At 55.7% G+C, this 14,771-nt stretch carries 13 protein-coding genes and 1 pseudogene; all 14 read right to left on the reverse strand.

Annotation, left to right across the window (positions count from 1 at the left end; translation table 11 throughout):
- Positions 1 to 15: 15 nt before the first annotated feature.
- Entirely contained in the window at positions 16 to 693 is a 678-nt protein-coding gene (locus DS906_RS03185; RefSeq protein WP_113788794.1) for a response regulator transcription factor, read from the reverse strand.
- 96 nt (positions 694 to 789) lie between these two features.
- Complete coding sequence (locus tag DS906_RS03190) at positions 790 to 1,260, reverse strand: putative molybdenum carrier protein (protein WP_113788795.1); 471 nt, start codon at positions 1,258 to 1,260, stop codon at positions 790 to 792.
- A 31-nt stretch (positions 1,261 to 1,291) separates the two neighbouring features.
- Complete coding sequence (locus tag DS906_RS03195) at positions 1,292 to 1,726, reverse strand: hypothetical protein (protein ID WP_113788796.1); 435 nt, start codon at positions 1,724 to 1,726, stop codon at positions 1,292 to 1,294.
- Positions 1,716 to 3,788 carry a glycosyltransferase gene (locus DS906_RS03200; RefSeq protein ID WP_113788797.1) on the reverse strand — a complete coding sequence of 691 codons (2,073 nt, stop codon included), beginning with the start codon at positions 3,786 to 3,788 and terminating at the stop codon, positions 1,716 to 1,718. The genes DS906_RS03195 and DS906_RS03200 overlap by 11 nt, the downstream gene beginning before the upstream one ends.
- Positions 3,785 to 4,858: a glycosyltransferase gene (locus DS906_RS03205; protein ID WP_233494667.1), complete on the reverse strand. Its 1,074-nt coding sequence runs from the start codon at positions 4,856 to 4,858 to the stop codon at positions 3,785 to 3,787. Before DS906_RS03205 ends, DS906_RS03200 begins: the two co-directional genes overlap by 4 nt.
- A gap of 14 nt (positions 4,859 to 4,872) precedes the next feature.
- On the reverse strand, positions 4,873 to 5,193 hold the full coding sequence (locus DS906_RS03210) for a hypothetical protein (protein ID WP_113788799.1): 321 nt from the start codon (positions 5,191 to 5,193) through the stop codon (positions 4,873 to 4,875).
- A 76-nt stretch (positions 5,194 to 5,269) separates the two neighbouring features.
- Entirely contained in the window at positions 5,270 to 7,474 is a 2,205-nt protein-coding gene (locus tag DS906_RS03215) for a hypothetical protein (RefSeq protein WP_113788800.1), read from the reverse strand.
- 413 nt (positions 7,475 to 7,887) lie between these two features.
- Positions 7,888 to 8,196: a Dabb family protein gene (locus tag DS906_RS03220; RefSeq protein WP_113788801.1), complete on the reverse strand. Its 309-nt coding sequence runs from the start codon at positions 8,194 to 8,196 to the stop codon at positions 7,888 to 7,890.
- A gap of 109 nt (positions 8,197 to 8,305) precedes the next feature.
- Positions 8,306 to 9,061, reverse strand: coding sequence for an ABC transporter ATP-binding protein (locus tag DS906_RS03225; protein ID WP_113788802.1), 756 nt, complete (start codon positions 9,059 to 9,061; stop codon positions 8,306 to 8,308).
- 9 nt (positions 9,062 to 9,070) lie between these two features.
- Entirely contained in the window at positions 9,071 to 9,826 is a 756-nt protein-coding gene (locus DS906_RS03230) for an ABC transporter ATP-binding protein (RefSeq protein WP_113788803.1), read from the reverse strand.
- A 10-nt stretch (positions 9,827 to 9,836) separates the two neighbouring features.
- The gene (locus tag DS906_RS03235; protein ID WP_113788804.1) at positions 9,837 to 11,042 is read right to left on the reverse strand and encodes a branched-chain amino acid ABC transporter permease; all 1,206 of its coding nucleotides are present in this window, start codon (positions 11,040 to 11,042) and stop codon (positions 9,837 to 9,839) included.
- Positions 11,043 to 11,045: 3 nt separating this feature from the next.
- Positions 11,046 to 12,077: a branched-chain amino acid ABC transporter permease gene (locus DS906_RS03240; RefSeq protein ID WP_113788805.1), complete on the reverse strand. Its 1,032-nt coding sequence runs from the start codon at positions 12,075 to 12,077 to the stop codon at positions 11,046 to 11,048.
- Positions 12,078 to 12,190: 113 nt separating this feature from the next.
- Positions 12,191 to 13,537, reverse strand: a complete 1,347-nt coding sequence (locus DS906_RS03245; protein WP_058274871.1) for a substrate-binding protein — start codon at positions 13,535 to 13,537, stop codon at positions 12,191 to 12,193.
- A 615-nt stretch (positions 13,538 to 14,152) separates the two neighbouring features.
- Positions 14,153 to 14,697 (reverse strand): annotated as a pseudogene (locus tag DS906_RS03250) (DDE-type integrase/transposase/recombinase).
- Positions 14,698 to 14,771 lie beyond the last annotated feature (74 nt).

The following is a 14,771-nucleotide window of genomic DNA, read 5'->3' on the forward strand; positions in this document are numbered from 1 at the left end:
ATATGGCGCTTGGGCCTAGTCTTGCAAGACGCTGGCAAGAGAAGCCTTCTTGGCAAGCAGCACGGCCTGCGTACGACTTTGCACGCCGAGTTTACGCATGATTGCAGTTACATGCGCCTTGACCGTGGTTTCGGCAATGGACAGATCAAACGCAATCTGCTTGTTCAGTTTGCCTTCACAGATAAGCTGCAGAATGCGCCATTGCTGATTGGTCAAAGTGGCAAGCCGATGGGCGGCGTCGCTGTGTTCGGTATCCGCATCGTCGTCAATCAGTGCAAAACCGTCTGGCACGAAGACGTCCCCGGAATGAACTGTCGCGAAAGCTGTACGAAACACGTCTCGCTGGCTGTGCTTGGGGACATAACCTGAGGCTCCCGCACGGATCACCTGACTGATCACGCGGTTCTCTGAAATCGACGACACCACGATGACCGGTGCATCGGTGGCCGCTTTGACGCGCACCAAACCTTCAAGCCCGTCCACATCCGGCAGATTGAGGTCCAGTATAACCGCATCAGGTCGCAACCCACCGGCAATCAGAGCAATCGCGTTTTCCAATCGATCTGCGGTGTGGATTTCACCAATACGAGTGACACTTTGCAGCGTCATCGACAAAGCATCACAAAACAATGGATGGTCATCGACGATCAGAACCCTATCAAAATCAATCTGTCCGGCGGTTTTTGCAAACATGAAACTTGGCCTTCGCAATCTGGTTGTCCCAACCCTAGCAACCGGCGGGTGCCGCGCCAACTGGCGAAACGTCGTATACCCAGAACCCATGCTTGGCTATGCCTCGGGGCTTTGGGGCGAAATCGATTGACGCAAGATCGCTGTCACTTTGGCTCCGATCTGGGGGGCTTCACTTTCTCTGGGGCCAGCGATGTTCAAAACCGCATTGGGTCTCGCCATGACCCATTGCTTTACTTGGCGCGCGCACGCCTCAAACCCCTGCCCTAGATCGACGACCAGATAAGGCTTTCCGATCTCTTGCGCGAAATCGATGGTCAGCTGCGTTCCGGGGCTGGTCGTGCCATCCACAAACACCAGCAACGCGTCGCAGGACAAAACGTTCATCCTTGTGCGTTCGGCGACATCCTCGGACCGCGTTTCACTCAAACCGCAGAAGCGATCTGGAATGCGGCCCGCCTCATTCAAGCGGCTTTTCGGAACCCAGCCGCCATAGGCAATGTCGTTTTCCAAAGCGAACTGAAAAGCCGCCAGATCAACGCCCGTTTGTCCGCCGGTTATGATTTTCACAAGACGCTCCTTACGCTAATCTGGCGTCTTGCTAGCCCAACAGACCGATTTCATGCCCGTCAATGATAATCGCCAGGTCCCAGTATTTTCTGATTTCTTCCTCGGCGGCCTGGGCTGCAGCAGCCTCTTCGGGCACGCGTTCGACCCGAAAGCCGAACCGTTCAAGACCGCAATAATCAACGCGGCTGAGAATGACCGGAAAAACCTCCCGCTCCATCGCGGCGGCGGCCAACAGCCTGGCGATACGATATGGCGTTTCTGTCGGTTCATGCACCCGCACGCCGATATGTACCGGGCCACCGGGTTCACGGTCCCACAGCATGAGCGAAGGTGCCAGCCGCATATTCGGAAAGATAACCTTGCCAAGCGGCTTGGCGTCACGATCCTCATTGATCAGATCGTCCAGCGGCTCGGGCCGATTTGGCGACGCTCGGCTGAGGATTTCGAACCACAGATCACTGGTCATAGTTAGCCCCCAATTCGGTCAACAATTCGGCGGCCTTGACTGCCCCCGTTTTGGGCAGCTCAAAATCATTCAAAGCGGATCGGTAGAATTCGGCACCATCATGATCCAGCCAGTCTGCGACCGTGCGCTCGAGCGTCATGAATTCGCGTTCGGTAATGGCGGCGCACAGGTCACGGTCGGCCATGGCTGTGGCGCGCCGTTCCTGATCGTCCAGATAGGGTGCTGACTGCGGAATAAATATCGCCGGGATGCGATGGTACAGCATCTCAAGGACCGAGTTGTACCCGGCTGCAGATATGACCACGTCCGCGGCAAGACAAAGCTTGGTCGCCTCTAACGTCTGAACCACATGGGTGTTTTTCCAACCAAATGTGGCAGGCTGAACCGTGCTTCCGGGCCACGTTACAACAAGGTGCAGGCAATCTTTGCGCGCCTCAAGCATGCCCGAGATCGCCTGCAATTGCGCAGACCTGTCCGAGGCAACGCCACCTCCTAACATGCTGACAACCAGCTGCTTGAAGTCGCGCCCGAACCGCTCCGCCAGCCGGGCCTTGAGCTGTTCTTTTTCCGCGGCGGATTGTTCCACCTGACGCACGATTGGCCCGACATAATGGACATGGTCACCATAGCTGTAGGCGTCGTTCAGCTCGTCAAACGCCTCGGAAGGCACGATGACACGGTCAAACACGCTTTCGCGGCGCAGCATTGTCTGCCTTGACCGGCCTTCGGGCCACAACCCGCGACGGATCCAAGCCGCCGACAACTTACGTTCACGGATCACCCGGTAGACGGAGTCAAACACATAGCCGCCGTCAAAAACCAGCGTGTCGTTTTCCTGAAGCACCGCACCAAGACGCCGATAGGTCAGCACGTCATTGCCATCAGAATTGGTCTTTGTATCGGTGCGCTGAACCAGCGGGATACAGTCGATACCTTCACGGCGAACAAGCGGAACGCAGCTGGGAAAGGCCGCGAACATTTTTGTCATGGTGTCCGGCATTTCACGGGCAATGGTACTGCACCGCTGCGCGTGGCCCAGCCCCACGCCATTCGTCGGGAAAAACAGGGTTCTGGGCTTGTCCTGTTCTGTCTGACGCTTTTTCGGCGTCAGACCTGCAGCCGTTTCCAGGCGCGAAATGTCAACTGTATGCAACCACTGGGATTTCGAGGCCTGTTCGACAATTTGCGGCACGTTTCCGATCACATTGCCGATCAGGTACCCATCCAACGCGAACGGAGTCTTGGGCCCAAGCAAAGCAGGTGCGCCCGAAGACATCAGAACCTCATCGTCAGTACAGTCGATCGCAACGCCGCCTGCTGCGATCAACTCGACCGCAAAAGCGGCCATGCGAACCCCGGCGATTCCGTGGCCGAACATCGCCAGAATATCCGTCGAATTTGCCAAGGTCAGCGGTGACAGCCCGGTATACAGATAGGTCGGCAAATCGTGAAACGGCGACGCCTTGATCGCCTCATTCTGCGCGCCGCTAACGATGAGTTTCAGGTTATAGCCACCCTGGCTGCTCATCCGGGAAAAGCAAGACAGCATCTCGGGGTTGTCCAACTCCATCGAACCCAACACAAGGGTCACGTTCGGCACCACCCTTTTAGACCGCCGCGATACGGGCCGAATATCCGCCACCAAAGGGCTTGAGGTCGATGGCAGCACTGGGCGCGGTTGAAAATCTGTCAGGTCGATAACCTGGGCTTCGCGCCCAAGCGCATAGGCCAGCCGGGCCTTGGCCGCGATGTAACTTTGTTGGGTCGCAAAGCGGCCCGTCGCAACAACCGGAACACTCGGGTCGAGCTGTTTGTTGCGCAACGACGCAAGAAGAAAATCGTCGATCTCTTCGGCACCCAGTACGAATACGGTTTGCGCCTTGTTCTCGCCCGGGTCGACGAGGAACTTGGCTGCCTCGAAAATCCTGCCTCGCCCTGCATCCTCGGGCAGATAATCGGCATCAATGCACACATTGAAGCCACGTGCGGCAAGCTGCTCGGCAAAGATCAACTGCGTGTCAAACGACCGCAATGAGCGTGTGCCGACTTCGACATAGATCATCTTTTCACCTCGCTGTCGGCGGATAAAACCCCCGACAGCATCGCCTTGAATTTCCCTGCAGAGTAGTTCTGCAGCGCCGATTGCGATCTGACTACCTGATCATGATACTTCTGCGGCTGGGCGATCAGGTCTGCAATGATTGTGTCCACCTGAGATGGCTGGCAGGTCAAGACGGCATTTCCGAACGTGGCACCAGTATCGGGGTTGGTTAGAACAACCTTACCTGCGGCAACCGCCTCGGCTACCACACGACCAAAGCTTTCCTGCCAGGTCGGTGCCGTGAAATATACGAAAAAGTCAATCATTCCAAAGAACTCTTGCACAGTTATGGCATCAAAGGGAAGCAAGGTCCAATGCGCGCGAAGAACACGGGCATTCAACAAAGCATCCGCCCCAAGAATTACATTGCACTGAGAATGGCTTGGAAAACAGCTGTCCAAATCGGCAATAACCGGGAACTTCTCGAATCCGGGTCGTGAATGACGGCCTCGGCGGTCCTGTGGTGTTTCACACGGGGCGCTTATCTCGGTCTCGCAAATGTTGAACCAGTCAGAGCCCAAAACATCCCACTGCCGCGCCACACGAGAGGTTGCCAACCAGTCAACGACACCATTTCGGTTATACGGTGATATCGGCGCGAGTGTCTTCTTAAGCGAAATTGTCGAGGCTTCGATCTGGCCTAGACAGTTTGAAACATCAAACCCCTCTGCCCCGCCCGGACGCAGAAAGTTCTCATGCGTAATCACATACAATTCTCGCGCAATGATCTTCGTGCCAAGCGTGTCCTGAAACTTTAGAAAAGACGGATTGTGCAAAAAGACGAAATCCGCTGTGATCCGGGGTGCATCCCAAATGATCGGAATGTTCAACTCGTCCAGCATCCGCCGCAAAATCGGCGAGACGTGCTGGTTGGTGCCAAATGTTTTGGATGTGATCGCATGGACGACGACCTGCCCAAATTCGGCGGCCACAGGCAATTCGGCGGCCACAGCCGCAGAAGTCCCGCCAGAAAATCGCGGCTCTATAACATAGGCGATCGTAGGTGCGTTCGATCGCCCAATGGCAAGCATTCCCGACATCCGGCTCAGTGTTGCAGCGACGCGGCAAATGCATTCTCAGCCGAACGGTCCTCGCCGCTGGCCGGTGCGCTGGAGGCATAGCTGAAATCCAGATCTCCAACCGACGCGACCTCGTGAAAACTCCGCAGCTCCAGCGACAGTTCATCTTCGCCGCTTAATAGCTGGGGGTTTTTGTCGAGGTAGGAATACAGTGCCTGAATGTCATTAGTCGATAGCATTTCGTCGATGACCAGCAGATGCTCAAGCGTAATCTCGGCACGCGCGTTTTGGGTCGTCGATAAGAATAGCAGAGCAGTTACGATGCCGATAAGTCGTCTATCCGTCATTGTGGATACCCCGTCGGAAATAATTAACAGTACACAAAATTGAATCAGTCCTTTTCAGTATAGCTTAAAAATACAGTCATTGGGTCGTCGCTTTCTTAAGTTTGCTCAGGACCTGACTTTTCAGGCGATTGACGCGGTTCGGGGTTTTGGCTCTGGCCGTGGAACGCGTGGTGGTCCGCTTGACCGCGGCGACGCCCGAACCTTCCCCTGCCAACCATAACTCAATGATTCCACTAGGGGTTTTGACGTTGGATCCTGTGAAATCCCGCAGCAATGCGCCCGAGTCTCTGGCGAGAGCAGTCGCTCTTTCCTCGTCCTGCTTGTGATAGAAGCGAACGTTTGACTGGGTGATCCCGAACCCCACGCGCGCCTGTCCGCTCAGCTCGTGCCCCGTCGACGTCAGGTTGGTCACGACAGAATCAACAACATCTTGCGGCACGTTGGTCGGCGCATAGATCCGGAATGCGACCTCAGTATTTGCTGGGACCGACTCTGGTTCGGGTGGCGTGATTGCCTCATCCGGCAAAGCTGTGCGTTCGATAGGCTTTGATGGCGTTGAAGCTTCTTGCAGCAAAGGCGCCAAAGACACTACGGCATCCAACGGAAGTGGTGTCCGGGGCGAGTTTGGCGTTTCCAGCGGGTCTGGTGTCGGCGCAAGGGTTGGTACCTGCAAAGCGGAAGATGTCTGCGAAGGGGCTGGTGTCACCAGCGGAGACGGAGCGTCAGACAATTCTGGCGCAACAGGCAGTGCCGCCAATTCTACAAGTTCCGGCTGAGGCTCGGATGGCAGCGGTTGCGTGATCTCGGCAGCAAACCCTGTTCCGTCCTGCTGCACGGCAAGGTCCGATGCAACAGTGTTCGACGAGGTCGCACCGGGCTCAACCAGAACGCGCGCTTCCGGCGGCTCTTCAATTTCAAGCGAAGCCAGGGCTTCCGGCAGGGAAAGGTCCCAAACAGTTGCTTCGCCTGTCTGGGTGCCCACGTCCGGCTGATACGCACGCGCGTGCTCGGGCATAGTCTGGTGGACATCCAGTGGCACCTGCGATGCTGCATTCTCCAATGCGCCGGGCGGGATCGGAACTACGGGTGGGCGCATTGCCGTTATGGTTACTGTCGCGGTGACGGTTACGGCTTCAAGGAACTCTTCGGGTTCTGCCGCCGTCACAGTCGTTTCAAGCAAAGCGACAGAAGTGCTGAAAATCTCGGGCGTGGATTGAAAGCGGACGAAACCCAGATTCACCTCTTCCCGAGGTCGATAACTTAGCGGGGTTATCGGCAGTGGCGGCTGGACAAGGGTCGGCACGAAGGACCGGACATTAGGGGCCAAGCCTGACACTTCTGGTTCGATACCGCCCGACGGTCCGGACGCCTCGGGTAGGGGCAATGACAGTGACGCCAGGTCCTCTGACGCGCCTGTGTCACCGTTGGGCGAAATCGTTTCAGCTGACGTATCGAACACGGTCGTAGAGCTTACAACCAGATCTTCCGCGTCGCGTGTTACTTCAGAGGACGACTCCGGGCTCTGGGCCAGTTCTGCGTCCTGTTGCGTGATCGCGCTTGTCGCCAAAGCTTCCTGGCTCGCCAGGCCTACATTTTCGTTTGGACCGGGCGCGCTCAATCCAGACAGGATCAGAAAAACCGAAGACGAGGCAACCACGCCGATGCCGCATCCTGCCGCCATCATACCCAACCGCATCTTGCGACGAGACCGTTTCTGGTCCTCTATCCTTTCAAGAAGGTTCTTGCGCAATCGATCTGCAACTTCACCATCGGACAGCTTTAGGCTTGGCTCTGGGTTGATCAGATCCTCTGGTATATTGTCGGAATGCATGCCCGGTACGGGCGCGCCATTGGGCGGAGCGGCGCTTGCTTCACCCCGTTCATCGCTTGGGACGTTTTCGGTCGCGCGGCTGTCATTGTTGACGGTTTGGGCACCAGAAACCCCCGCGGCGGCATTTTGAACCGACTCACCAGTCTGGCGCGAATTGGTTACTTGGGCCGGCTTACCTGCGGTTCCTGGCTGCCCCGATGCCACATTCGGCGCGTTTGCTGGCTGCACACCAGCGGTTGATTGAGTGGGTTTCTTACCGCTCGGCTCAGACGGCTGCGCAGCGCCTCCGTTTACCTTGCCTGCCGAGGGATTGTTTTCTTGCTGTTTACGCGCGTTATCAAGCACCTCCTGCCATTCAGGAGATTGCACAAAGTCATAAATACCCGACACTTTATTAGCGTCTTTTTTGGCAACTTCAGGGCGAGCTTTTGGATCGCTGGCCTTTGTCATCAATACCCCCGAACTGGCCGCCGGAACACGCTCTTCGCTGTCGCAACTCGGGCAAACCAAATACACTCGTGAACATCAAAAAATTCAAAAAAATGTACGAAGCAGTATAAAAAATTGACCGCTGGAAGACAAGTAATCCGGTGTTTGACGTACAACTATTGCCGTTTTCGCAGGGAAAGAATGCGCCGTCGTTCGCCCCTTCTGCGCCCTGACGCTATCTCCGTCGGCGCCGCGAATTCAATAAAATGGGGTTCATCAAATCATTGGTGATCAAGCTGATCAGGGTCGTTTCCGCGGATCATAAACTTGCCGCCGAACGGTTACAGGGACACAGGCGCGCGGCACCACGCTGCACCGTTCAGCACACAGTTTCAGTCAGCCCTTCGGAATTTGGCTAAAACAGATTCACTATCTCAGACCTCTAAATCCAGGACCAGAATTCCATCGATGCCGCCCACGGTGTTTTCCACTATCTGCGCGCCCAGCGCTTTGTGCCTCTCGTTGTTTTGATAGCTGGCCAATGCGGCCCAATCATCGAAATCAATCACAAACCCATGCTTGTAACCGCGTTCGATCTGTTCAGGGCTTTCACTGCGACCACCAGTAAACCCGCCTGCACCCGGCAAGGCGTCGGTCAAGTCCGACAGGCCCCTGTAAATTTTCCCGATGGCCTCTTCGGTCACGTCGGGCCGGAATTTTGTCAGAACGATATGCCGGATCATAGTCAGGTGCCTTGATCATGAGTGTAGGAGCGCAAGCGTCCGAAGAATTCGAGCGTCGCCATAACTAAGGCGTTTGCAACCAGAATGTACCTAAGACTTCGAGCCTGCCCTAGATCGCCAAATACTCCTCGCGAAGGCCGGTGTCTTGAAGCACCTCATTCGCCGTCCCATCAAATACGATGGTGCCGGTGTCCAGAATGATCGCGCGATCGGCTAGCTCCAATGCACGGACGGCGTTCTGTTCGACGATGATCGTGGTCATGCCCTGTTGCTTGACGTGAGCCAGTGTTTTTTCAATCTCGTCGACAATGACCGGGGCCAGACCTTCGTATGGCTCATCCAAAAGCAGGACCTTGATATCCCGGGCAAGGGCTCTGGCGATTGACAGCATTTGTTGTTCGCCACCCGATAACGTAATCCCCTCTTGTTTCCTGCGTTCGCCCAAACGCGGGAACAATTCATACAACCGCTCCAGGGACCATCCGACTGGCGGCGCAATCTGGGCAAGCTGCAGGTTTTCCTCAACAGTCAGCCCTGGGATAATTCGTCTGTCTTCCGGTACAAGGCCAAGGCCAACAGACGCCGCTTCGTAGCTTGTCATATTGTGTAGCGGCTGGTGATCCAGCCAGATTTCACCGTGCCTTACTTCGGGATCGCCTACCCGCGCAATCGACCGGAGTGTAGAGGTTTTGCCAGCGCCGTTCCGTCCAAGCAGAGCCAGAATCTCGCCTTCGTGCACATTAAAGGTGACGCCCTGCACGATATAGCTTTCTCCGTAGTATGAATGCATGTCCCATACAGACAGGAACGCAGGCGCGGTGCTTGCCCTATTGGCGTTTTTCGAAAAGTCGGGTTTCTCGTTCATAGCTTTTCCTTACGCCGCCTCGCCCAGATAGGCTTCACGAACCTTGGGATGTCCACGGATTTTTTCTGGAGTATCTTCGACCAGCGGCGTCCCTTGCGCCAGAACTGTGATACGTTCCGCAAGGCTGAAGACCACATGCATGTCATGCTCGATAATGGCGATGGTTATGTCGCGCTCATCCTTGATCTGTTTTAGCAAATCGATGGTGTTGTTGGTGTCCGCCCGCGCCATGCCCGCCGTAGGTTCGTCCAGCAACAACAGCCGCGGATTTTGACTGAGGCACATGCCAATCTCAAGTCGCCGCTTGTCGCCCCGAGACAGCGACGCCGCGTGCATTTCGCGTTTGTCGACCATGTTCATCTCTTCCAGCATGACTTCGGCCTGTTCGACGACCTCACGTTCGCTAGCGATGGTCTCATAGGCATGCATACGGAATGCCCCATCCCGCATCGCGAAGATCGGGATCAGCATATTCTCCATCACCGTCAACTCGCCGAAGATCTCAGGCGTTTGGAACACGCGGCTGATGCCCATCTGGTTGATCTGGAACGGCTCGAGCCCCAGAACCGAGTTGTTGTTGAACAACACCGATCCAGTGTCCGGCATCAACTTGCCCACCAGACAGTTCAGCAGCGTCGATTTGCCCGCGCCATTGGGGCCGATGATTGCGTGAACCGAGTTCTCTTCGATGTTGAGGTTCACATCTGTCAGCGCCTTGAGGCCACCGAAGCGTTTGCTGACGTCTTTCACTCTTAAAATTGCCATTTCTCGCCCCTTATTCCGCCGGTTCTGTTTTGCCCGAGGGCGCATCGTCGGTGTCTTTTTTCTTACGCTTGAAGCGCTTGAGCAAACGTTGCCCACCCTCGACAAGACCACCCGGCAGATAGATGACGACCAGCATGAACAGGATGCCCAGCGTCAAATGCCAGCCTTTGCCGATGAACGGATGGATCACGAACACCACGGCATCCTCCAACCCGTCAGGCAGGAATGCGAACCAGCTGTGCAGGACGTTGTCGTTGATCTTCGAGAAGATGTTCTCGAAATACTTGATGAAACCTGCGCCCAGAACCGGTCCGATCAACGTGCCCGTACCACCGAGGATCGTCATCAGAACCACCTCGCCCGAGGCGGTCCACTGCATGCGCTCGGCACCGGCCAGCGGGTCCATGGCGGCCATCAAACCACCGGCCAGACCGGCGTACATGCCGGAAATCACAAAGGCCGCCAGCGTGTATGGCTTGGAGTTCAGGCCGGTATAGTTCATCCGCTGCTGGTTCGATTTTACCGCCCGCAGCATCATGCCAAAGGGCGACCGGAAGATACGGATAGACAGGTAGAACACAATCATCATTATGATTGCGCACAAGTAATAACCCGCATTGAAGTCAAAGCTCCACGCGCCGACGTCCATCGTGTACGTCGCGCGCATAGGCAATCCAAACAGATGCGGTAAATCCGGCGCGTTGGCGCCCTGCAGGATCTGCGGATCGTCCGCATAAACCTGCAGGCCGGTTTCCCCGTTTGTCAGGTTAAACTTGGGGTTTGACAACACCGAGTAGGCCAGCGCAAAGCTCATTTGTGCGAACGCCAGTGTCAGGATCGAGAAATAGATCCCCGACCGCCGCAGGCTGATGAACCCGATTAGTAGTGAGAACAGGCCCGCAACGACGACACTCAGCGCGATGGCCGGAATGACGTTGTAGCTGAGCAGTTTGAACATCCAAACTGCCGAGTACGACCCTACGCCCAGAAAAGCCGCGTGACCAAAGGACAAGTACCCGGTCAGGCCAAACAGAATGTTGAACCCGATAGCGAATATCCCGAAAATCACGAACCTCTGCATCAAATCCGGGTAACCCGCGTTGAACTGCGCCATTGCGCTGCCCTCCGGAAACGGGTTCAGGATGAAAGGCGCCAGCAAGGTCAGGAATGCGACGACGATCAGCAGGCTGGTGTCTTTTTTATTCAGTCCCAACATTGATTATTCCTCCATCACGCCCTTGCGTCCCATCAGCCCGCGCGGACGCGTCAGCAGCACGATGATGGCGACAAGGTAGATGATGATCTGATTGATGCCCGGGATCGTTGTGGTGGCCCAGGTGGTGGAGGCAAAGCTTTCCAGAATGCCCAGCAAAAAACCTGCCAGAACGGCCCCCGGCAATGACCCCATTCCGCCAACAACAACCACAACGAAGCTAAGGACCAGAAAGTCCATCCCCATGTGGTAGTTCGGCGGGTTGATCGGCCCGTACATCACACCGGCCAGTCCGGCGACACCGGCAGCAATGCCAAACATGATAGTAAACCGGCGGTCAATATTGATGCCTAGCAGACCCACGGTTTCCCGGTCAGCCATTCCGGCGCGGACAACCATCCCGAAGGTGGTGAACTGCAGGAACGAAAACACTGCCCCAATAATGCCTACGGCAAAGCCAAAATAGACCAATCGCCAGATCGGGTAGATGATTGCATTGGGATCAAAACCAACCATGGTGCCCAGATCGACAGATCCGCTCAGCACATCGGGCGGAGGGGTCTGAATCGGGTTGGCGCCGAAGAAATACTTGACGATTTCCTGCAGAACGATCGCAAGACCAAAGGTCACAAGGATCTGGTCTGCATGCGGGCGCTTATAGAAATGTTTGATCAGCCCGCGTTCCATCACATAGCCAACCAGCAGCATGATCGGGATTGCAAACAGGATGGACAGCGGAACGGACCAGTCGATAATCGTTGCGCCGACTTCGGGGCCGAACCAGGCCTCGATATAAGGGGTTTCGACCTTCAGCGGATTACCCAGAAAGTCTTTTTGGGTTTCATCCAGGGTCACGAAACTCAGGTTCAGCAGCTTTTGCAAAGTAACGGCGCAGAACGCGCCAATCATGAACAAAGCCCCGTGGGCAAAGTTCACGACGCCGAGCGTCCCGAAGATCAGAGTCAGACCCAGCGCGATCAGCGCATAAGCCGAGCCCTTGTCCAGACCGTTGAGTATTTGCAGTAGGATGGCGTCCATTGGGCCCACCTCAGGGTTGGTCAGTGTGGATTGAGTGGTTGGGACCAGGCCCACAGGCCTGGCCGTAAGTTGTCTGACCGCCGAGAACGACGGTCAGACTTTTGCCAAAAGGCTTACGCGCCCGGATTGCACTTGCCCAGTTCGCCACCGGCGAACATCGGGTGCTCGGGATCGTACTCGACCTGCGAACGCGGCGTGATCTCGACGATTTCAAGCGTGTCATAGGCGTTGGTCGGGTTCTCGTTGCCCCGCACAACCAGCACGTCCTTGAAGCACTGGTGATCGGCACCGCGATACCATGTCGGACCGTTGCCCAATCCGTCGAACTCAAAGTCTTCCAAAGCTTCGGCAACACCACAGGGGTTGAAGGTGCCCGCACGCTCACACGCATCCGCATAAAGCAGCACTTGTGCATAACAGGTCTGAGCAGAGTTGGACGGCGGCTTGCCGTATTTCTCACCAAAGGACTTCACGAAGGCCTTGGTGCCCTCATCCTGCAGCTGCCAGTTCCAGTTCATGGAACCCAGCACGCCCTTGATGTTCTCGCCCGCACCAGCAGCCATCAGCTCGGAATACAGTGGCACGACGATCTTGAAGTCCTTGCCGTTTGCAACCTTGTCGAGCAGACCGAACTGGATCGCGTTGGTCAGCGAGTTCACCATGTTGCCGCCATAGTGGTTCAGAACCAATACGTCCGCGCCAGAGTTCAGAACCGGTGCGATGTAGGACGAGAAGTCCGTAGACGCCAGGGGTGTTTTGACCGTGTTGACCGTCTCCCATCCCAGAGCTTCGGTCGAGGCAACGATCGACTCTTCCTGGGTCCAGCCCCAGTTGTAGTCAGCCGTCAGGTGATAGGCGCGCCGTTCTTTGCCCATCTCAGCCGCCAGCACCGGCGCCAGAGCGGCACCCGACATGTAGGCGTTAAAGAAGTGGCGGAAACCGTTGGCCTTCTTGTCTTTGCCCGTGGTGTCGTTTGCGTGGGTCAGGCCCGCCATGAAGATGACGCCCGCCTCTTGGCACAGGCCCTGAACCGCAACAGCCACGCCCGAGGACGAACCACCGTTGATCATGATTGCGCCGTCTTTTTCGATCATCGACTTGGCCGATGCGCGGGCTGCGTCCGATTTGGTTTGGGTGTCGCCGGTGACGAACCCAACCTTCTTGCCGAGGATACCGTTCCCCTGCAGCGCCTTCGACGAGAATGTGTTCAAGCAACCACCGTCGCCTTCGCCGTTCAGATGTTCGACCGCCAGCTGTTGCGCCAGCAATTCGTCATTGCCTTCGTCGGCATAGGGTCCGGTTTGCGGGACATTGAAGCCCAGAGTGACAGACGACCCTGTCGGCTCATTGGTAAAGGCAGCGGCCGACGAAGCCGTAAAGATCGTAGGCAGGGCCAGACCGGTACCTGCAACGGCACCAGACTTTAGCACGCCGCGGCGCGTGACATTTTTCTTAGTCATGTATTCCTCCCATTTCCATTTTTCGTCCTTTGGCTCCTCTTCCAGCAGACGAAAGCGCACTTTTGTGCATTCCAATAATGGAAATCGGACAGAAAATTTCTCAATAAATTACTAGTTTTGAAACAAAATTTTGTAAATTTGTTCACGAAATTCGGGAATTTTTGTAAAGAAAATAACAGTCAGCCACGCCCCGGCTTTGTCGCGCAAATCATCGTGGAGGACTTTTCTTGTGCCTCCAGCATGGTAGCCGGAGCGCATGAGCAGTTGGGTGCAAGCTGAGCATGAGACCGGGAATTGGCCATCCTGCGGCACTGCATCAATACAACGCGGCTCGCTGTCTATTTCGATTGATCCTGATATAAACCAGGCGCTCAGGCCAAACGGCAAACGGGGCTGGACTGGATTGCACCGGACCGCAGCGGATTTTGCCGCCACCCGAAACGTGACAGTTCGAGCGGCCCTATATTTGGGTTAGGCGTTGCGGCAGAAAACACATTTGAATTGAGGCTGGTAGAGTGGCGGTGCTGTCAGACAAATTCGATCCAGTCACAGTCTACCTCAGAAAACCGGAAACTAGGCGGAACTAAGTTGGCTCCACGCGGAAAGAGCGGCGGTTCAACTGAGTTTGAACTTGTCGCGTGCTTAAAGCTGCCGTTCATGATTGAGGTGACTATGGATGGATGAGTCGTCTGCGGCAAACTTTTGCAAACATCACATTTGCCGGAAGCAGAGCATCACACGTTCTTTTCGCCGACGGAAGATGTGAATACTCAGCAAGATTGTTCTTCCAACGGCCAGTTTCTTGCCTTGAGGCATTCCCTATGACTTTCACCGCCGCGTCGTAAGAGCGCAATTTGTCAGTAACGGCGAAACCTGGCTGGCCGTATCGTTTCATCGCTTTCTTCAAGTGTATAAGGGCCGCAACACGATCCCGGCGCTTCGTGACATAGCTTTCCAGCACCTCGCCTTCATGGTCGGCTGCCCGCCACAGGCAATATTGCTTGCCGTTGATCTTCAACAATAACCTTATTTAGATGCCGTTACCAGTTCGCGAAACATCGCATCGGATTTATGCGTCTTCGGCTAGTTTCTGCGGCACAGATAGGGCCAAACCTATTCAACCAGAATCGAACGTACAGCATCACTGCTAGACGAATGATCTCAGGGTTGGTTTTAAAGCAGCTAAAAAGTGAGCGTTTTTGTCATTAAACGAAGCTAGGAAACTGCCCTGCCT

This window comes from Ruegeria sp. A3M17 (assembly GCF_003318255.1).
Classification (GTDB): domain Bacteria; phylum Pseudomonadota; class Alphaproteobacteria; order Rhodobacterales; family Rhodobacteraceae; genus Ruegeria.